General features: G+C 45.5%; 13 protein-coding genes. 11 read left to right on the top strand and 2 right to left on the bottom strand.

What is annotated here, in order from left to right; genetic code table 11:
• Positions 1-35 precede the first annotated feature (35 nt).
• The 8 genes from CRO25_RS30655 to CRO25_RS30620 all read left to right on the top strand — a co-directional run bounded on the left by CRO25_RS30655 (position 36) and on the right by CRO25_RS30620 (position 10,779).
• Positions 36-158: a sporulation protein YjcZ gene (locus CRO25_RS30655; RefSeq protein WP_079697598.1), complete on the top strand. Its 123-nt coding sequence runs from the start codon at positions 36-38 to the stop codon at positions 156-158.
• Between the two features lie 158 nt (positions 159-316).
• Positions 317-2,029 carry a sensor histidine kinase gene (locus CRO25_RS30650; protein ID WP_079697597.1) on the top strand — a complete coding sequence of 571 codons (1,713 nt, stop codon included), beginning with the start codon at positions 317-319 and terminating at the stop codon, positions 2,027-2,029.
• Positions 2,026-3,432: a response regulator gene (locus CRO25_RS30645; protein WP_072732748.1), complete on the top strand. Its 1,407-nt coding sequence runs from the start codon at positions 2,026-2,028 to the stop codon at positions 3,430-3,432. The genes CRO25_RS30650 and CRO25_RS30645 overlap by 4 nt, the downstream gene beginning before the upstream one ends.
• Positions 3,433-3,481: 49 nt before the next feature.
• Positions 3,482-5,140: an extracellular solute-binding protein gene (locus CRO25_RS30640; RefSeq protein WP_256863800.1), complete on the top strand. Its 1,659-nt coding sequence runs from the start codon at positions 3,482-3,484 to the stop codon at positions 5,138-5,140.
• 337 nt (positions 5,141-5,477) lie between these two features.
• Positions 5,478-7,214 carry an extracellular solute-binding protein gene (locus CRO25_RS30635; RefSeq protein ID WP_079697596.1) on the top strand — a complete coding sequence of 579 codons (1,737 nt, stop codon included), beginning with the start codon at positions 5,478-5,480 and terminating at the stop codon, positions 7,212-7,214.
• Between the two features lie 61 nt (positions 7,215-7,275).
• Entirely contained in the window at positions 7,276-8,190 is a 915-nt protein-coding gene (locus tag CRO25_RS30630) for a sugar ABC transporter permease (RefSeq protein ID WP_063565144.1), read from the top strand.
• Between the two features lie 13 nt (positions 8,191-8,203).
• On the top strand, positions 8,204-9,097 hold the full coding sequence (locus CRO25_RS30625) for a carbohydrate ABC transporter permease (protein WP_079697595.1): 894 nt from the start codon (positions 8,204-8,206) through the stop codon (positions 9,095-9,097).
• A gap of 59 nt (positions 9,098-9,156) precedes the next feature.
• Positions 9,157-10,779, top strand: a complete 1,623-nt coding sequence (locus tag CRO25_RS30620) for an alpha-glucosidase (RefSeq protein ID WP_079697594.1) — start codon at positions 9,157-9,159, stop codon at positions 10,777-10,779.
• A 30-nt stretch (positions 10,780-10,809) separates the two neighbouring features.
• Here CRO25_RS30620 and CRO25_RS30615 read toward each other — a convergent pair whose 3' ends face one another.
• Positions 10,810-11,703 carry a LysR substrate-binding domain-containing protein gene (locus tag CRO25_RS30615; RefSeq protein WP_079697593.1) on the bottom strand — a complete coding sequence of 298 codons (894 nt, stop codon included), beginning with the start codon at positions 11,701-11,703 and terminating at the stop codon, positions 10,810-10,812.
• A 182-nt stretch (positions 11,704-11,885) separates the two neighbouring features.
• Here CRO25_RS30615 and CRO25_RS30610 point away from each other — a divergent pair, with 182 nt between their 5' ends.
• A complete protein-coding gene (locus CRO25_RS30610; RefSeq protein ID WP_079697592.1) occupies positions 11,886-12,941 on the top strand; it encodes a YeiH family protein in 1,056 nt (351 codons plus the stop codon).
• Positions 12,942-13,518: 577 nt separating this feature from the next.
• Entirely contained in the window at positions 13,519-16,902 is a 3,384-nt protein-coding gene (locus CRO25_RS30605; RefSeq protein ID WP_079697591.1) for a discoidin domain-containing protein, read from the top strand.
• Positions 16,903-17,028: 126 nt separating this feature from the next.
• On the opposite strand, the gene shc is transcribed toward CRO25_RS30605, so the two are convergent.
• On the bottom strand, positions 17,029-18,924 hold the full coding sequence (shc, locus tag CRO25_RS30600; RefSeq protein WP_079697590.1) for a squalene--hopene cyclase: 1,896 nt from the start codon (positions 18,922-18,924) through the stop codon (positions 17,029-17,031).
• Positions 18,925-19,278: 354 nt separating this feature from the next.
• Between shc and CRO25_RS30595 the strand changes: the two genes are divergently transcribed.
• Positions 19,279-20,790, top strand: a complete 1,512-nt coding sequence (locus CRO25_RS30595) for a glycoside hydrolase family 30 beta sandwich domain-containing protein (protein WP_079697589.1) — start codon at positions 19,279-19,281, stop codon at positions 20,788-20,790.
• Positions 20,791-20,990 lie beyond the last annotated feature (200 nt).

Here is a 20,990-nt window from a genome sequence, read left to right as displayed (position 1 = left end):
ACCTTATGACATAACACAAAAGAGGAGGAGATTACATGAGTGAAGTAGGATATGGAAATGTTGGAGGTCTTGGTGGATACGGTGGTTTCACATCCATCGGTGCAATCCTTGTTCTGTTCATCTTGTTGGTCATCATCTCTAAAGCGTTCCTGGTTTAATTCCTTTACCTTATGAACAACTCTGCTGGCATTCCGCTGGCAGAGTCTTTTTGTCATGATTACAATTTGAAAGCGTTTGACATATAGAATTATCAATCTATAATTATGGAGTTATGCATTCAACATAGAATGGATGAAGTTAAGGAGAATAGGTTGGAATGACACTTAAAAAAAGGATCTTTTTGCTGTTTTTTCTCAGTGCGTTTATTCCCTTCATTAGTATATTTGCAATTTCCTACTACACCATTGATTCCATTTTTGCGAACAAGATCGATGATGGCATTCGGAGCAATTTACAGCAGGTGACTTCCTCACTGGAGAATTCGATCACCAACCTGAATCATGTTACTCAGCAATTGTCTTACAGTGGTACATTAGGTAAAAAGTTGGATGAGGTGTTGAAACCATCCTCCAATATATTTGAATTGATTGAAACGCGGGATGAATTAAAGAGCGAATTAAATGTCGTAACGTTTACCAACCCGAATATAGGTTTGACATTGTATTATTTTCAGAAGGATGGCTCCACACAGTTCGGAAACTTTCCCATAAAGGACCGTTTTTCACCCGAATCTTTGCCTGTGCTCTCCAAAGCATATGGGATCACCTACTATGGTCCTCATGTCAGTATGAACCGGTTTGATGATCAACTCGTCTTATCCGCCATGCGGAAGGTAAAATTACCCCAGAGGGACGATGCTTATATTTACGTTGAATCCGGTTTTCACCTTGCGCAGGATATATTGGGTTACAATCAGTACAAGGGAGATCTATCCCATCTGATCCTCGATGGAGAGGGAAATATTGTGTATAGTGAGATTCCCGAAGCGATGAAAGTCGGTGAGAATTTTTCCAGCTTATCGAATGGTACAGCATCGGACGGAATAGCTCGCGGTCATCATTGGTTCAGACAGGACTCCACTCAGAACTGGAGCGTTGTGTCGGTGATCTCGCAGGCCAAGTATCAACAGGAGAAAAACCAATGGTTGCTTCAAATATTACTGGTCGCTTTATTTTTCCTTGGCTTTACGGTATTTCTGGCTTGGTTGCTGTGGAAGATGGTTTATAAACCCCTCGGTCTGTTCCATTCGCAAATCAACGGAATGTCTCAAAATCCACAAACGGCAGGCAGTCAGACACGCACGCAAATTCCCGAATTTGATTTTCTGTTAGGCGAATTCTCGAATATGCAGCATCAAATCGGTGACCTCTTTAAAGAGGTCCAGCAGAAAGAGAAAATTCGTGCAGACCTTGAAGTAGAGAAGCTGTTGTATCAGATTAATCCTCATTTTTTGATGAATACGCTGGATACGGTGCACTGGCTGGCGGTAATGAATGGACAAGGGGAGATTGACAAGCTGGTGCAGTCCCTGAATAAGTTGTTGTACTACAATTTGGGTAAATTAGGACAGGTTTCCACGATGGAAGAGGAAATTGACGCGCTTAGACAGTACTTGATCCTGCAGCAAATCCGATATGATTTTGAATTTGATGTGCGTATTTCCGCAGATGAGCAAGTGCTTCAAATACCTGTACCTCGTTTTATACTACAGCCGTTGGTTGAAAATTCACTTTATCACGGACTGAGCGACGAAGGTTTTATTCAAATTGAAGTCACACGCAAAGAAACGCTAAACATTATGATTCAGGATAACGGAGCAGGCATGACGGAGGAAGCGATTGAGAGACTTCTAAACAATCGTGTAGCTGAACATCAAAAAGTAGGGATGGGCATTGGGCTCAATTACGTTCACCGCATGTTAAAAGCACAATACGGTGATCAAGCTCAACTGGTGATTGAGAGTGAATTGGGAACAGGGACAAGCATATTGCTTATACTTCCGATCAAAGGAGAAGATATCTCGGCATGATTAAGGTATTGATTGTGGATGACGATAAATTGGTACGAAAAGGAATAAGCTCCGCGATGCCGTGGAACGAGTTCGGCATGGAGGTAGTTGGAGAAGCAAGTAACGGGGCTAAGGCATTGGATTTTCTGGAATCCAACTCGGTAGATCTGATGTTAACGGATCTGGCGATGCCGGTGATGTCTGGCATTGAACTGATGCGCGCTGCAAGGCAGCTCTATCCCGAGCTTCATATTGTCGTGCTTACCCTTCATCAGGATTTCGATTATATCCAAGAGGCGCTTAGGCTGGGAGCGATCGATTATATAGCCAAAGTTCAGCTCGAGAAGGAGCAGTTCGAACATGTGCTGAATCGAATACATACCCGGATTGGTGAGCTCGCGAATACAAGACGAAAGCTGCCGCAGCTTGGTGAAACTAATATCCATTACCGTAAAGTGTATGCTCTGGTTTCACTGGACCGAAAGTCCGGCCAGAATTGGCCCATTGGACTCGAATCCAATGTAGACGAGGTCCTATTTGAAGTGGAACGGAACAGCTGGATGTGGGCGGCATCCCTGGATGGAGAGGATCAGCTATTCGATAGATTGAAGGGATACTTGGATCAAATTCCCCAAGGAGCCCTACTGGTGCTGTCTGATGTTCAAGAACGGACATGGTCGCAAATTCAAAACTGGATTATAAACTATACAGAAACGTCCTTATTTTATGCGTATGAACCCCAAGATCCGGTTATTGCCGTTTCCTTGAATGAACAAGACACTTCTCCAACAGAACCTCAGGATGAGGACATGGATCGAATTAAGCGAAGTTGGTTTCTATCTCCGTGGACGCATAACGACAATTTTTATAACCAGCTTGTTGAAGAGTTTAAATCCCTAAGGCTGCAAAAAGGGCAATTGATGGGATTACTGTATTCCCTTGTCATGGAGTGGAACCATCTTTTTGCCCAGACTACGCTGGGCAGAATCTCAATGATCCATTCTTTTCAATCCTGGTACGAAGTGGAACAGTGGATCAAGCAGACATCTGAGAGTATTCGAAAGGCGGATGAACAGACTTCGTATTCTCAGGAAATGATAGATGGTGTGAAAAAAGCCGTGATGATTATGCAAAATGATTTGGATCAGGCTTTTACAGCTTCAGGGCTGTCCCAGCAACTCAACATTAGTCGAAGTTATTTCAGCCAATGCTTCAAGGACATCATGGGAAAAACCTTTAATGATTATTCCCGATATATCCGAATGGAGAAGTCGAAAGAGTATTTATTGAACACAAACAACACGATTTTCTGGATTGCAGAGCGGGTGGGTTATACGGATGAGAAATATTTCAGCCGAATCTTTCGCGAACTGACAGGTGTGCTGCCTAGTGAATATCGACAATTAGGCAGAGCGGACAAATAGTGTACGCTCCACATAACCGACTGACAATCCGGTGAAAGAAGGGAAAGCAATGATCAAGAAGATGGCTGCGTGTGTTGTTGTCGTCAGCTTGATTGCAGGTATCGTATTTTTCAGTATTTCTTACTTTCGGGAATCGCCAATTGGACCAGCAACAACCATACCTGACACAGCTGCCACCGATCCATTTGGCAAATATGAACATCCCGTTTCCATTCGGTTGGGATATGTGGTCGACCCAACTGGTACGGATCTCTCTGAAGGAGAGACATTAGAAAAGAACATGTGGAAAACGGCGATTAAACAAAACCTTAACATTGATGTTGAAGTCATGTGGCAGGTATCCAAAGAGAATTTCGGTCAGAAAATTGATTTGGCTATCGCCAGCAATGATTTGCCAGATGCGATGATCGTTAATCAGGTTCAGTTGAATGAGATGGTCAAAGCGGGAGAAATTGAAGATCTAACCAAGGCATACGCAAGCAGCGCTTCACCCGAGATGAAGAAAATTATCGACAGCACCAATGGTTTGGCACGGGAACAAGTGACCTTTGAAGGGAAAATGATGGCTGTTCCGTCTGTGACGGCGGAAGACTTCAGCATGCTCTGGATCAGGCAGGACTGGTTGGATCGTCTTGGGTTGAAACCACCGAAAACGGTGGACGAATTGGAAGCGATCGCGAAGGCCTTTGTGGAGCAGGACCCGGATGGGAACGGAAAACGGGATACGATCGGGCTTGCCTCAAGCACAAGTCTGTTTAACGATTTCAACAACAGTGCTTTTGCTTTTGATCTAACACCGATCTTCTCGGCTTATGGAGCTTTCCCCGGATATTGGCTCGAAAAAGATGGAAAACCTGTATACGGTTCGATTCTACCAGAGACAAAGAACGCTTTGGTCAGGCTTCGTAATATGTATGCCAAAGGTCTCCTTGATCCAGATCTGGGCATTCGCAAAGAGCCAGAGGAAACTGTTATTAGCGGACAGGCGGGGATGTTCTTTCAAGGTTTCTTTGCAGGCTACTGGCCGCTCCCAAGCGCTTGGCTGAATGATCCCAAGGCGAACTGGCAGGCTTACGCGCTCCCACTGGATGCAAATGGAGCATTTCGTGTGAAGGTGGATAATCCCTCAAGTTCTTTCCTGGTGGTTCGCAAAGGGTATGCTCATCCGGAAGCGATCATTAAAATAAACAATCTGTACCTCCGGGATGAGTTCAAGTATGGTACGAGTTTTATGCTGAGCCGCAATTTCTTTGCTCCAGCAGATGAAGCACGATTTGAATCCAAAGCCGTGCAGGAGATTCTGGCCGGAACCAAATCCCCAGCTGATTTCAAGGACAAGTCCGAATATAAGCTGCTGGAAAATACAGTTTCGACGATAAAACAAACCAAGCTAAAGCCTTATGATCAACTTGGCATTTCGTATTGGGATCAGCACAGTGAGAACTTTATGCGTGGTTATTCACTACTCGTGGGTGGAAGAAACTTCTTTGATCCGAATATTCATAAAGTTCGAAGCCTTACCTACAAACGCACGCCAGCCGTGGAGAGCTCGTGGGTTAAACTGTCCAAATTGGAACATGATACATTTTTGAAAATTATTTTAGGCGCTGCGCCGATCGATTCATTCGATCAATTTGTACAGGAGTGGAAGGAACAGGGCGGCGATCAAGTAACTGCTGAAGTGATTGCATCCCAGATTCAACGCTGAAGAGCTAACCTATACAACGCTGAATTCCACACGTTTTTGTACTCAATTCAATCATTCATAGCCGGTAGACTCCTGTTTGAGGAGTTTGCCGGTTTTTCTTTGTGCCACACTCGCTGTGCTAACTTCCCTTATTAACGAGGATAGACAAATGTAAGTCAGTAGGTAAGATAAATGTTCACAACCTCCATGTTGCTCGTTGATCCGAGTGAAAACTGTATACATTTCTCTATCCAAACTAGCGTTTAATCCCTATCTCGATTAAGCTTCTCCAAGTTTTATAATGAAAGCGCAAACAACATGATAGAGAAATAATCAGAACGAAGGGGAGTTGAATTTGATGAGAAATAATTGGTCAATAAAAAGCAAACTGTTGACGAAACGACTGGCTGTGCTGTCCATGTCCGCATTGATGGTTTCCGTCCTTGCAGCCTGTGGGGGATCCTCCAATCCACCGACTGCTGAGGATGCAGGCCAATATGAGGTAACACCTGGAGATCCGTTCAGTGCCTATAAAGACGAAGTGACGGTAACGATGGGGCGTGTTACGACGGCGAACCCGAAATTACCGGCTGGAGATACATATGAGAACAATGCGTATACCCGTCTGGTTAAAGAATCGTTTAACGCACAAATTAAGGATCAATTTGAGGCCAACGGTGAAGATTACAGTCGTCAAGTTTCTCTTGCGATCGCTTCCGGGGAACTGCCCGATATGATGCGTGTCGATTCCAAGGATGAACTTAAAGAACTGGTTGATAATGATCTGATTGAAGATCTGACGGAAGTATACAAACAATATGCCACCGATAACATCAAACAGGTTTACGACTCCTACGATGGCCGTGCACTGGACAATGCCACGATTGATGGCCGACTGATGGGCCTTCCAGCAACCTCTCTGGACTCCGCACCAACTATGGTTTGGGTTCGTCAAGATTGGCTGGATGTGCTGGGAATCAAACTAGATGCTGACGGAGACGGTGCCATCAAGCTCGAAGATGTAGAGAAAACAGCAGAAGAGTTCCTGAAAAAAGATCCTGGGCAAACCGGGAAACCGGTGGGCATTCCTTTTGTGAACACCCTGAATACGACGGACTATAATGGTTCTGCCTACACCATGCTGGGTGTTGCTTCAACCGAAGGGGCGTATCCTCAATATTGGATGAAGGGTGAAGACGGCAGCATCGTTTATGGTTCAACTACAGAGGAAACCAAGCAGATGCTGGGCATTATGGCCGACTGGTTCAAGAGAGGTATCATTGACCCGCAATTTGGAACCCGTACATTTGACGATATCAATGCACTATACACAAACGGGCAGAGCGGAATTGCTTTTGGACCGTGGCACATTCCAGACTGGGGATTGAGCAGTGTTAAACAGATGGATAAACATGCGAAATTCACGGCTTACACGCTGGAAGATGCAGACGGCAAGGTAAACGTGGCACACGCCAATCCATCCGGTCAGTTTATCGTAGTGAGAAAAGGATATGAACACCCGGAACTCGCGATTAAAATTATAAATCTGTTCTACGATAAACTGGCAAATGACAAAGATGTCGCAACTACCATGCCAGAGGCAGCCAAGTATTTGGAAAGCGGCGTAGACGGTTCAACCAGACCTTTTAATATCGAAGTCAACTCGGCAACCTCACTGCTGGATGATTACTCCGACGTCGTTCGTGGAATTAAAGGCGAGATCGGTTTGGATCAAGTTCGTACAACAGAATCGAAGAACAATATTGGCAGTATCCAAACGTACTTGAAAGACCAGGATACGGATGATGTAACAGCTTGGTCGAAATATCACTCACGTATGAACGGAGTGGGGCTAATTGATAAGTTGACCCAAGAAGGCAAATTTAACTGGATGACGCCAGCGTTCTCTGGAACTACACCAAGCATGAAACAGACGTGGGCTAACCTGACCAAGATGGAACAGGAATCTTTCATCAAAATCATAACGGGTGCAGAACCGCTGGATTACTTCGAAACATTCGTCACCAATTGGAAGAAACAAGGCGGCGATCAAGTGATCCAGGAGATCGAAGCCGAGACCACATCCCAAAAATAATTAAGCTAACACTGCTGATAGGCTGCGCTAAGCAGCCTTTCTTCAGGAAAGGGGTTCATCCATGAAGCAGGAAAAATATAAAGCAAGAAACCGCTTGGGCACGGGTGCCATGTATCATATGATGATGCTGCCAGGCATTTTATTTTTGCTGGTATTCAGCTACATTCCAATGGTTGGTGTCATTACGGCGTTTCAGGATTATGTACCAGCCAAAGGTATGTTTGGCTCCGAGTTTGTTGGACTCAAGCATTTTATTTATATGTTCAAACTGCCGGACATCGGCCAAGTGATCAGCAATACGTTGGTGATTGCCATCGCCAAGATTCTACTCGGGACACTGATGGCCATCATTTTTTCCATTTTATTAAATGAAATCCGTTTTAAATTCGTTAAAAAATCCGTGCAGACCATTGTATATCTGCCTCACTTTTTGTCTTGGGTCGTTCTGGCCTCCGTGGTCGTTAACATGTTCAGCCTGGATGGAAGTGTAAATCAGATTTTAGCCTTTTTCGGCTTGGAAAATATTAATTTTCTCGGAAGCAATACCTGGTTCCAACCGCTAATTATCGGGACGGACGTATGGAAGGAATTCGGTTATAGTTCCATCGTTTATTTGGCTGCAATTACCTCGATTGATCCCGGCCTATATGAAGCGTCAGGCATAGATGGAGCGAGCTGGTGGAGAAAAGTATGGCATATTACATTGCCGGGTATGCTGCCTATTATCCTGCTCATGGGGGTCATGAGTCTGACCAATATTTTGAGCGCAGGCTTCGATCAAATCTACAATCTGTATAACCCGGTTGTCTATGAGTCGGGCGATATTCTGGATACCTATGTATACCGGATTGGTCTCGTTGGCAGACAGTATAGTTTTGGTACGGCTGTTGGGTTGTTCAAGTCAGTGATCGGTATTGTTCTATTATTGTCCGCCAACGAATTGGCCAAAAAATACACCGACAGAAAAATATTCTAAGGAGGCGAAACTTGTGTCTTATTCCGCAAGCCTGAAAGACCGAATGGGCCGGTTTGTCATCTACGCCATCGTTATATTGCTGGCTTTGATCTGCCTCCTTCCATTATGGAATATCGTTGCGATTTCATTCAGCAGCAGTGAGGCCGTCTCGGCCAATGCCGTAGGTCTGTTACCCGTCAAGTTTACAACAGCCGCTTATTCGAAAATTATTGAGGATGCGCAGTTCTGGCGATCCTTTGGCATTTCCGTTCTACGTGTGGCTCTATCCCTTATACTCAACATGATTCTTATTGTTTTGATGGCTTACCCGCTCTCCAAATCGAAAAGGGAGTTTAAGGGCAGAAATATATATATGAATGTCATGATTTTTGCCATGCTGTTCAGTGGGGGCATGATCCCTAGTTATCTGTTGATCAAAAACCTGGATATGCTCAATACGATTTGGTCACTTGTACTGCCAGGTGCTGTCCCAATATTCAGTGTCATCCTTGTGATGAACTTCTTCGCCGCAGTACCGAAAGCACTTGAAGAAGCGGCATTCATCGACGGAGCGAACGCATTGCAGGTTCTGTTCAAAGTGTACGTGCCCGTGTCTATTCCGGCGCTGGCGACTGTATCCCTATTCAGTATCGTGGGCACATGGAATGATTTCTTTAGTGGATTGATCTATATGACCAAAGTCAGCAATTATCCGTTAATGACCTACATACAGTCTCTTAACGTAAATATTGCTGAACTTCTGCAATCCGGCACAAACTCAGCTCAGCTCAGCAATCTGACTGAGATTTCGAACAAAAATCTAAATGCAGCCAAAATCGTAGTGGCTGTCATTCCGCTGCTGCTGATTTATCCGCTGCTGCAAAAATACTTTGTAACCGGAATTGTTGTGGGGTCGGTAAAAGAATAATAGTGAATGAAACGGAAATTGGATAAGCAGAATCTGGTTCAAGAGAAAGGTGGTGCGTTATGGGAAATAAAAGTTGGTGGAAAGAAATTGTCGTATATCAAATTTATCCCCGCAGCTTTCAAGATAGCAATGGTGACGGAATCGGGGATCTGAAAGGTGTATTATCCCGACTCGATTATCTGAAGGATCTTGGCATCGGTGCGATCTGGCTGTCACCAGTGTGCAAGTCCCCGCAAGATGACAACGGGTATGACATTTCCGATTATCAGGATATCGATCCGATGTTTGGTTCACTTGAAGATATGGAATTGCTAATTCAGGAGGCGGGCAAGCGGGACATCCGAATTATCATGGATCTGGTGCTTAATCACTCATCAGACGAGCACCCCTGGTTCAAGGAAGCCCGGAAAAGCAAGGATAATCCGTACCACGATTATTATGTGTGGAGAGATGGTGTGGAAGGAACACCGCCGAACGATTTAGGTTCAACGTTTGGTGGATCAGCTTGGGAATGGGTTCCCGAGCTGGGACAGTATTATTTGCATCTTTTCTCTGTTAAACAACCGGATCTCAACTGGGAGAACCCCAAGGTACGGCAAGAGATATATGATATGATTCAATGGTGGATGGATAAAGGCGTAGGTGGTTTCCGTCTTGATGTTATCGATCTGATTGGCAAGCAGCCTGACCTCAAAATTACAGGCAATGGGCCAAATCTGCATGAATATATGCGTGAACTCAGTATAGAGACATTCCAGAAGGGTGATCTGCTAACCGTCGGAGAAACCTGGGGAGCAACGCCCGAGAGTGCCAAGCTTTATAGCAACCCGGACGGCAGTGAACTATCCATGGTCTTCCAATTTGAACACATTAGCTTGGATGAGCAGGAGGGGAAAGGCAAGTGGGATCTCCAGCCGCTGGATCTGCTTCAATTAAAGAAAGTGTTATCCAAATGGCAGACCGAGCTGAAAGGAGAAGCCTGGAACAGCTTGTTCTGGAACAACCATGACCTTCCGCGGATCGTGTCCCGTTGGGGAAATGACGGGGAATATCGTGTGCAGTCTGCCAAAATGCTGGCTACTCTTCTTCATGGCATGCAAGGTACGCCATATGTGTACCAAGGTGAAGAGTTAGGCATGACGAACGTACGTTACCCTATTGAAGAATACCGTGATATTGAGTTGCTGAATCTGTATAAGGAACGGGTCGAGAATGGGTATCCAGAGGAAGAAGTGATGGAATCCATTTATGCAAAAGGCCGTGATAACGCACGTACGCCGATGCAGTGGGATGCTTCCGAAAATGCGGGTTTTACGGAAGGCAAACCATGGATTTTGGTAAATCCGAATTACACGGAGATTAATGCGGAAGAATCTATACATGATTCAGATTCCATTTACCATTACTATAAAACACTGATTCAGCTGCGAAAAGAGCATGAAGTGATCATTTATGGGGATTATGAACTGTTGTATCCGGAAGACACCAACCTTTTTGCTTACACACGAACACTTGGTGATACCAAATTGCTAGTCCTGTGCAACTTCTATGGCAAAGTTGTTCCATTCCAGCTTCCAAGCGAATTTGCAGGGGATAAAAGATTATTAATTAGTAACTATTCGGACGTTGTTTCAGAAAACGCACTTCGTCCTTATGAAGCAAGGATGTATCTGCTTGTGTAATTTCAAAAGAGGGTTGATGGCGAATAGCCTTCAACCCTCTTTTTTGACGAAAAGAAGCTTTTGCAAGAAAACATCAAGCGCCATGGAATGTGAATGTTCCTTGTGGCGAATGATGGAGAAGCTGCGTTCCAGATGCAGCTGTCTGATTCGCAGTTCTTCGACTTCCCCGGTTGCCAACTCCTTATGAACAATCCACCTGGATACCATAGCAATTCCGAGTCCCGCAGCAACAGCTTCCTTCACACCCTGACTGCTGGTGAAGACATAGGACCGCTTGGGACGGATTGCAGTCTGTTCCATAAAATGATCGCTAAACGCGCGTGTTCCCGAACCCAACTCACGAAGAACCCAGACCTGATCCTGAAGCATATTCTGCTCTACCACAACGGAACCGGTGAGGGGATGACCGGAAGGAGCTACAACGATCATCTCATCTTTCATGTAAGGGATAACGTCAAGGTCAATCGAGGCTTGAGCTTCACCCTCCACAAATCCGATATCCAGTTGATTTCCCCTAACCGCAGACAGAATCTCTTGGGTATTGCCAATCGTCACCTGAATGTTGACCTGCGGATACTGCGCTGCGAATTCTGCCAATTTCTTAGGCAAAATGTATTCACCGATGGTGAAGCTGGCTCCGATCTGAATGCTTCCGGTCACCTCATTCCGCAGCATCTGAATCTCCTGCCGAGCTTCATCGTAGCGGGCCTGAATGACTTTGGCATGTCTGTAGAGGATTGCCCCCGCTTCAGTCAGGGACACTTGTTTTGGAGAACGATGCAGCAGTTTGGCTCCCAGCTCATTCTCCAGATTTTTGATATGAAGGCTTACCCCAGGTTGGGACAGATTCAGCAGTTCTGCGGCCTTGGAGAAATGGCTTTGTTCCGCAACGGTAACGAAGACTTTTAACGCATCAGTTATCATTAGAATTCCTCATTTGAACAGTGTATTTTCTTGGTTATAAGCCTATTGAGCTCATTTTAGCATAAGATACCTAATCAATCATAAGTTTTTGTAATGATTAGGATCGCAGATTCATATTTCACTTCCTTCCTGTCTACTTCTATAGTAAGGATATACTTTATCCAACAAGGAAGTGTGGAGCTATGATTTTACAGACACAATTGAGATTCGTTAAAAACATAAAAGGTGTTAGGAACAGGGGATTTCTGCTGGGAATCGGACTGACTTTACTGCTCTCGTTCATTGCCAAGCTGTTGGGTTATCTGCCGCTCTTAAATATTATGGGTCAACTCGTTATTGCAATTCTGCTTGGCATCTTGTACCGGGCGGTGCGTGGCGTTCCGCTGACCGCTCAATCAGGGATCTCCTTTTCGGGAAAACGATTGCTGCGGTTCGGCATCATCCTGCTGGGTTTGAAGCTGAACCTTATGGATATTGTCCATGCAGGATACAAAGTCGTTGCGCTAGCGGCAATCAATGTTGTTGTCACGATTTTTGTTGTCTACGGACTGAGCAAGTGGTTAAAGATCGACAAACGAATAGGGCTGCTGACTGCTTGTGGAACAGCCATCTGCGGTGCAGCGGCAGTGGTCGCGATTGCGCCACAGATCAAGGCCAAAGATGAAGAAACGGCAGTAGGTGCGGCCACAGTGGCGATACTCGGCACAATTTTCACTTTAGCCTATACATTGCTATACCCGGTGTTGGGTTTAAGTGCGAATGGATATGGCCTATTCACAGGGGCTACACTGCATGAAGTGGCACACGTCATCGCTGGGGCTGCACCTGGAGGGCAAGTGGCACTGGATATGGCAGTCATCGTGAAGCTAACCCGGGTCGCCATGCTGGTGCCCATTGCGCTGATCATCGGCTTGTGGAGTGGACGACAGGCGCGTAAGGGAGAGCAAAAATCATCTAAAGGTATCCGCTGGCGAGAATTGCCAGTGCCCTGGTTCATTTTCGGTTTTCTGGCTATGAGTGGATTAAACACGCTGGGCATTATTCCGCAAGAGTTGATCTCAGGGCTTCTGGTTCTCTCCTATATGCTGCTCGCGATGGCCATGGCTGGATTGGGGTTGGGTGTGGATATTGCAACCTTCCGTCGTCTGGGCAAGAAACCTTTTTTGGCAGGATTGCTGGGCTCTATGGTGTTGTCCATTCTAGGCTTCATGCTTGTTCGTGGCTTTGGCCTGAACTAAGGATTGTATTCAAACTTAGGTATTCCCCTAAATGAATTTAATAAAAAGCACGCATTGACCCTAAGTGGATCAATGTGTGCTTTTTGTTGTTTGAAAGAAGCTGGTCATTAGATCCAGAATGAACACGAAAGGAATAGTATAAATTCTTTGTTTGAAAAATTATAAATATTTCCCTCTTTTGGTTCAAAAGTCCGAAATGCACACAGGAAAGTCTGGATAACGATGTATTTTCTGCTCGCAAGCCTTAAGGCTGCTCGTTAACATCCAAAATGGAACATCAGAAGTCCGAATACCGTCTCTAGGGGTCCGATAAGGAGAATTGGAAGCGGTTTATACTTAATCTATTCCATAGATGACAAATCCAAGCAGAAAAGCAAATCAGTTTATCCAAGAAACTCCTCAAGGTAAGTAGCGACCCAATATTATGGTTTCACAATCCTTTTTGAATGCCTTTGCTATTTTTTTGTCATGTACTTTGATAAGGGGGTGATGATCGGCGCAGCGAAAAAATAAGGCAGATCAACCGTCCATTTTCATTGAAAAACCATTTTGCTAATAACCTGAGGAGGAATTGAATTTGCGCAACAAGTACATTATGTGGTCACTCGTATTAACGATGCTGATCTCGAACGTATTCCTGACTGTCGGATTTCCATCTCCTGTATCAGCAGCCGAAAGACCGGACCTGGCACAGGGCAAACAGGTTACCGCGAGCGGGTACAACCAAACATACAGCCCGACCAATGTGATTGACAGTAACCAAGCAACCTATTGGGAAAGTACGAATAGCGCGTTCCCCCAATGGATTCAAGTGGATCTTGGCACCAACACCAACATTGACCAAATCGTATTGAAGATTCCGACAGTGTGGGAAAAGAGAACCCAAACGATAACCGTGCAAGGCAGCACGAACGGTTCATCGTTCACAGATATCGTAGGTTCTGCGGATTATGTATTTAATCCAACCGTTGGGGAGAACTCGGTTACCATCGATTTTCCTGCTGTCGAGACAAGGTACGTTCGCTTAAGCGTAACGGGCAATTCCGAGTGGCCGGCAGCTCAACTGTCGACATTTGAAATTTACGGTCCAGCCAGTGAGGGACCAACGCTACCTGGCCCCGATCCTGTGGATCCCCCAATCATCCCTACAGAGGGAAGCAACATCGCCATCGGTAAGTCGATTACTGCATCGTCCAGTACCTTATCCTTCGTAGCTGCGAATGCAAACGATAACAATATCAATTCGTACTGGGAAGGGGGCAGCAATCCAAGCTCACTGACGTTGGATCTCGGCTCCAATCATAAGATTACATCCATTGTACTTAAACTAAACCCGGATCCGGTCTGGAGCACCCGAACACAGACCATTCAAGTGCTTGGACATAACCAGGATACAACCACCTTCAGCAATCTGGTTTCCGCCCAATCATATACATTCAACCCGGCTTCCGGTAACACGGTGACCATTCCCGTTACAGCCACGGTTAAACGTCTGCAACTGAACATTACGACGAACTTGGGCGCTCCTGCCGGGCAAATTGCCGAATTTCAGGTATTCGGCACACCTGCACCTAATCCTGATCTGACGATTACAGGCATGTCCTGGTCTCCATCTTCTCCAGTGGAGAACAATGCCATCACCCTAAATGCCATCGTCAAAAACATTGGTTCCGCTGCTTCTCCAGCTTCTAACGTCAACTTCTATCTGAACAACGAGCTAGCAGGTTCCTCATCAGTAGCTGCTTTGCAAGCAGGGGCTTCGACTACGGTCTCGCTTAATGCTGGCAATAAAGCAGCTGCATCATATACGCTCAGTGCCAAAGTGGATGAGAATAACCAGATCATTGAAGAGAATGAGGGAAACAATAATTACACACACGCTTCTTCTTTGGTGGTTGCACCGATTACAAGTTCTGATCTGGTAGGCACGGTCTCTTGGAGTCCAGGAACCCCTACAGCAAACAGCACAGTAACATTTACAGTTAATCTGAAAAATCAAGGCAACATGGCCTCCGCAGGTTGTGCACACGGAGTTACAGTGGTTCTCAAGAACGCTGCCGGAGCAACACTTCAGACGTATAGTGGTTCCTATACCGGTACATTGGCACCTGGAGCTTCGGTCAATATCAATGTGGGTACCTGGACTGCTGCAACCGGTAACTACAATGTGACAACTACCGTAGCAGTGGATAACAATGAAGCTCCGGTCAAACAAACGAATAACGTCGTTACAACAGGTTTGAACGTATATTCAGCCCGTGGTGCAAGCATGCCTTATACCCGGTATGATACGGATGATGCTACGCGGGGTGGCAGTGCCACACTGAAATCCGCACCGAACTTTGATCAGGCTCTGACGGCTTCGGAAGCATCTGGGCAGCGCTATATCGCTCTTCCTTCCAACGGTTCCTATGCACAATGGACGGTTAGACAAGGGGAGGGAGGCGCAGGTGTAACTATGCGATTCACAATGCCGGATTCCACAGATGGCATGGGTCTTAACGGCGCACTTGACGTTTATGTTAACGGGACCAAGGCCAAAACGGTTCCTTTGACCTCCTACTACAATTGGCAGTACTTCTCCAGTGATCATCCGGGGGATACGCCAAGTGCAGGACGTCCGTTGTTCCGTTTTGATGAAGTGCACTGGAAACTGGATACACCTCTAAAAGCTGGAGATACCATTCGTATTCAGAAAAACAATGGAGATAACCTGGAATACGGTGTGGATTTCCTCGAAATCGAACCCGTTCAGGCGGTGATCCCGCGCCCGGCTAACTCTGTCTCTGTAACCGATTTTGGTGCGATTGCAAATGATGGAAAAGATGACCTTGCCGCATTCGAAGCGGCGGTCCAATCCGCGGTATCTACAGGCAAGACTCTATATATCCCTGAGGGCACGTTCCATCTGGGCAATATGTGGAAAATTGGTACGCCGACGAATATGATTAACAACCTCACCATTGTAGGTGCAGGTATCTGGCATACGAACATTCAATTTACCAACCCTAATGCAGCCTCAGGCGGGATTTCTTTCCGTGTGCAGGGTAAGCTGGATTTCAGCAATATTTATATGAATTCCATGCTGCGTTCGCGCTATAACGAGAATGCAGTTTACAAAGGTTTTATGGACAATTTCGGTAAAAATTCAAAGGTTAGCAACGTATGGGTTGAACACTTTGAATGTGGTTTCTGGGTAGGGGATTACGCCCACACACCTGCAATCATTGCCGATGGCCTAGTGATCGAGAACAGTCGTATTCGGAACAACCTTGCTGACGGTGTCAACTTTGCCCAAGGCACGAGCAATTCGACTGTACGCAACAGCAGTGTCCGTAACAATGGTGATGATGGTCTGGCCGTATGGACCAGCAACGTGAATGGTGCTCCTGCTGGTGTGAACAATACATTCTCGTTCAACACGATTGAGAATAACTGGCGCGCAGCAGGCATTGCATTTTTTGGTGGCAGTGGACATAAGGCAACCAACAACCTGATTGTTGACACGGTTGGCGGTTCGGCGATCCGGATGAACACTGTTTTCCCTGGATACCATTTCCAAGATAACACAGGTATTCTGTTCTCCGATACAACGATTATTAACAGCGGCACGAGTAAAGATCTGTACAATGGTGAACGCGGAGCTATTGATCTTGAAGCTTCCAATGATTCCATCAAGAACGTTACGTTTACCAATATTGACATCCTCAATACGCAGCGCAGTGCTGTTCAATTCGGATACGGCGGCGGTTTCCAGAATATTGTGTTTAATAACATCAACATTAATGGTACCGGTCTGGACGGAATTGAGACATCTAGGTTCACAACCCCACATAAAGGTGCAGCAATATACACTTATACCGGTAATGGTTCTGCCACATTCAATAATCTGACAACAAGCAACATTGCCAACCCTAATGTGAATCAGATTCAAAATGGCTTTAATTTGATCATTCAATAAATTATTTCAAACAAAAACAGGGAGCTCTATGAGTTCCCTGTTTTTTAGGTTACTTTGATGAAGTAAGGTGAACATTGATTGATCCGGATTTGAAATATTGAAAAAATAGCCGCGCAAAGTAAATTTTTAAGATACCCCATATTTGCTTCTGTAGTGACTTAACGTGAGAAGAGGCCAAATATATGTATAGCTGTGATAATGGGAATAAAAGTTCCCGGGAAGACCTGCGCCTGTGGGATATGAGGTTCTCCAATCGTTCTCGTGCATTGATGCAATAAGCCTTAGAACGCCTTGATTCATCTCAGGTGTAGGCTTGGGTTGGACTGCAATGAGCGCGTCAAGTGCCCAAGCGGTCTGGGAAGGAGTACTTTCCCCTAATGGCACATAGTGCAAGAGTCGGTCACTTTGACAGGATTCTCCCCAGCCACCGTCGGAGTTCTGGATGCTTAAGAGCCACTGCGCTCCTTTTTGCAATGTAACATGGCTTGCTGGTAGTCCAACTGCCGTAAGACCGGTTAATGCAGCCCAGGTACCGTAGATATAACATACGCCCCATCTTCCGTACCATGAGCCATCCTTCTCCTGGTTTCGAATGAGCCATTTTGTTCCACGTTTGATCCATTCAAGCCTGGTATCAAGCCCGGCAAAGTTTCCGAGGTACTCCAAGGTACGTCCCGTTAGGTCAGCCTCTGAAGGGTCTGTAGCCGCAGATTTGGCACCATCGATGGCGAGCCAGGTGAGCATCTCCTTGTTCGTATTTTTTTCGAATGCCGGCCAGCCGCCGTCTTTATTTTGCATGGACAGGACCCAATTCAGCCCACGATTCCAGGATTCCTGAAACGTTGGAAGAGTAGTGGACAAGCTTCGAATAGCCCGTAAAGCTGCTGTTGTATCATCCACGTCTGGATTGATTGTATTCGACTCCGAAAATCCCCATCCTCCAGGGACGGTATTCGGATTATGGATGCTCCAGTCGGCTCTTTTATCTTGCTGACGGGAGAGCAAATAGGAGGCCGCGAGTTGAATAGCCTTATGGTCATCGGTAAGAGAAGCCTCCTGCAATGCGTAGGTGATTAAGGCCGTATCCCATATGGTAGAGGGGGAGTTTTGAATTGTTGTTTGACCTCCTGAAGAACGGCACTGCATTGCCGTGAGTCCGGTTATGGCTTTCGTAATCAGGGGATGCTGCTTATCGTATTTTAGGGCCAATAGGGCAAAGATCATGAGAATTGTACTGCTGGCGTAGCTGTACAATGAGCCATCAGACTCAATCCGCTCTATTATTAACTGTTCTGCCTTTTTTCGTGCAGTGTCGTGGATGTGGCGAGGGTTACCGATCAGTCGGCTGCTTCCGCTTAGAATGTCGTCCTGCATTTCCTGATATCCCGGAGTCGTTAGCTCATCTCCAACATTTCGTGAGTCGGTCAGATCAGATAGATCGGGCGCATGGGGTGGTGTAAGGGCGAAGCACAAGTCGGCCATAATGAGCATGGGAGTGAGGTGAACTCTGGAATAACCGGAAAATTCAAAATAGTTGATGGGAAAATAGGTAGGGAACATCAGTATTTCCAGGGGGATCATAGAGATGGATAAAGGCCATTTCATTTGTCCGGTAGCGGCAAGAATGGCTTTGGTCAAAATGCTGCTAACTTTTCCAATACCTCCTTTGGACTGAATATACTGTTTGGCCCGCTGGATTGGCTCGTCCGTACTCTGGCTGTACCCGGAGTATAGCAGGGCGTAGTACGCTTCAACCGATGCGGATAAATTTCCATCCTCTTCATCGGCGTACAATTTCCAGCATCCATCCTGTTGCTGTTCGTTAAGGATACGATCATGCAACTCCCGGATCAGCGCTTCATTCGGGACTTCCAATATCCGAAAGAGAATGATGACATAAGCATCAATTACCGTACCGTTCTCAAAACAGAAATGCCAGGAACCATCTTGTTGCTGCTGTTGAAGCAAGGAAGTCATGATCCGATTTATTTCCTCATCAATTGCGCTCAGTACATGGCTCATTCCAGGGATACCTCCAGAGGACGTCATTTTTGTATTATATGATGGCAATCAGGGGGAAATGAGGAGCAGAATGAGCGTGGAATCCAGTCCATTTCAGGATTTTCTACAATTTTATATAAAAAAATAAAATTTAGTGTTGAAATTTTTTCCAATAAAGTGTATAAATATCTTTGTTAACGCTTACAAGATTTTGATCTACATCTTTCTCCGATACCCTTCAAAAAGGAGGTGAAAGTACTACGACATGCAATAACTGAAAAAAGGACTTTATGATTTTTTAAATGAAATCGATTTCATTTTGTAGTATTTGATATTCGGCAGTCCAAATTATCATAAATCAAAGGAGATATGTTTATGAAGATATGGAAAAAGAGTGCGTTAGTGTTGCTGTCCACTTTTCTGGTAACGGCGGGTTCATATAGTTCATATATGCCCAAGACTGCGCATGCAGCGGGTGAACAGGTGGAGGTATGGATTTCAACTTCAGACCCTAATTCTGAACCGGCAGTGGGGCTTAGAACAGATGCGAGACTCACCAAGATTGCATCAAAAAACTTCAGCAGCAACTCAGGCAATGCGGATGTTACCATTACGGTCAACGAAAACCAGACGTATCAGCAGATGGATGGTTTTGGAGTGTCATTAACGGATGCGTCCGCATGGCTCATGAACTACAAGCTGGATAACAATAAGCGCGCGGAAGTCATGGAGAGGCTGTTTGGCAACACAGGCATTGGACTTAGCTTATTGAGACAGCCGATCGGCAGCTCCGATTTTGCTTGGGCCGCCTATACCTATGCCGATACGGCAAATGATACTTCACTCAGCCAATTCACGATCGACCGGGACAAGGCTTACATACTGCCCATGGTCAAAGCGGCAATCGCCAAGAATCCCAATATCAAAGTAATGGGTTCCCCATGGAGTGCGCCTGCCTGGATGAAATATTCCAACAATCTGAACGGCGGCAAACTGAAAGCAGAACACTACGGAACATATGCGAATTATTTCAAAAAGTACATTGAAGCCTACCAGGCTGAAGGGGTACCCATCTATGCTGTTACGTTGCAAAACGAGCCAATGTACGAGCCATCCCATTATCCTTCCATGGGTATGAATGTAGAGGATCAGACGGGCTTTATCGGCGATTATCTTGGACCAACACTCCGCAATGCCGGAATCAACACCAAGATTATTGCATTCGACCATAACTTTCTGAACTGGACCTTCCCGAACCAGGTCATTACGAATCTGAAGAACGCAGGCAAAGGCAGCTACGTATCCGGGAGCGCATTCCACCATTATGACAGTGGGGACGGATCAACAATGACCTCCATGCATAACAGTCACCCGGACAAGGAAGTTTGGTTCACGGAGGGTGGTTTCGGCAACTGGAATGATCCGCAGAATGGTACCTCATCTGGTTTCGATAATATGATGAATGAGTTCATTAATATTACGAGAAACTGGTCCAAATCGATCATTCTCTGGAATGCTGCCCTGGATCAAAAAGACGGTCCAGCATTGCTTTCACCGAACAACACGAACAAAGGCATGATTACAATCCGCAACTCGGACAACCGTAATGACGCACCTGAGAATAATGTCACATATCACAAACAATATTATTTGCTGGGTCACTTTAGTAAATTTGTAGTACCCAATGCATACCGCATTGACAGCAACACTGGATCTGAAGTCAAAAATGTGGCTTTCCGCAATCCGGACGGTTCCAAAGTGGTAGTTGCCTACAACTCTTCCAGCTCGTCGAAAAATGTGAAGATCCAATGGGGCAGCCAAAGCTTCGTTGTCACTATTCCAGGCAAGTCCGCTATGACGTATAAATGGAATGGAAATGTTTCTTAAGGGGTAGCAGGAATTCAGATTCCCGCATCCAACAAGCTAGGGGCCGCGAGCAGTCGCGGCTCTTTTCATTTGTTTTTATTTAAAGATCATCCATCGTATACATTTGTTGTGATTTTTACATATTCAAGGATTTTACAATTTTAATATTATGATTTTTTAGTTTAACTGTCCTCTTACATTGGGTTGATATACTAGCCTGA

Source organism: Paenibacillus sp. RU5M (assembly GCF_900221055.1).
GTDB classification, from domain to species: Bacteria; Bacillota; Bacilli; order Paenibacillales; family Paenibacillaceae; genus Paenibacillus; species Paenibacillus marchantiae.
The sequence above is the reverse complement of the archived record's forward strand: the minus strand, read 5'-3'. Positions and strand labels throughout refer to the sequence as shown.

Bases quoted from the DNA above. Each gene is read 5' to 3' on its own strand.
- CRO25_RS30655 (WP_079697598.1), top strand. From the start codon at position 36: ATGAGTGAAGTAGGATATGGAAATGTTGGAGGTCTTGGTGGATACGGT.
- CRO25_RS30650 (WP_079697597.1), top strand. From the start codon at position 317: ATGACACTTAAAAAAAGGATCTTTTTGCTGTTTTTTCTCAGTGCGTTT.
- CRO25_RS30645 (WP_072732748.1), top strand. From the start codon at position 2,026: ATGATTAAGGTATTGATTGTGGATGACGATAAATTGGTACGAAAAGGA.
- CRO25_RS30640 (WP_256863800.1), top strand. From the start codon at position 3,482: ATGATCAAGAAGATGGCTGCGTGTGTTGTTGTCGTCAGCTTGATTGCA.
- CRO25_RS30635 (WP_079697596.1), top strand. From the start codon at position 5,478: ATGAGAAATAATTGGTCAATAAAAAGCAAACTGTTGACGAAACGACTG.
- CRO25_RS30630 (WP_063565144.1), top strand. From the start codon at position 7,276: ATGAAGCAGGAAAAATATAAAGCAAGAAACCGCTTGGGCACGGGTGCC.
- CRO25_RS30620 (WP_079697594.1), top strand. From the start codon at position 9,157: ATGGGAAATAAAAGTTGGTGGAAAGAAATTGTCGTATATCAAATTTAT.
- CRO25_RS30615 (WP_079697593.1), bottom strand. From the start codon at position 11,703: ATGATAACTGATGCGTTAAAAGTCTTCGTTACCGTTGCGGAACAAAGC.
- CRO25_RS30610 (WP_079697592.1), top strand. From the start codon at position 11,886: ATGATTTTACAGACACAATTGAGATTCGTTAAAAACATAAAAGGTGTT.
- shc (WP_079697590.1), bottom strand. From the start codon at position 18,924: ATGAGCCATGTACTGAGCGCAATTGATGAGGAAATAAATCGGATCATG.
- CRO25_RS30595 (WP_079697589.1), top strand. From the start codon at position 19,279: ATGAAGATATGGAAAAAGAGTGCGTTAGTGTTGCTGTCCACTTTTCTG.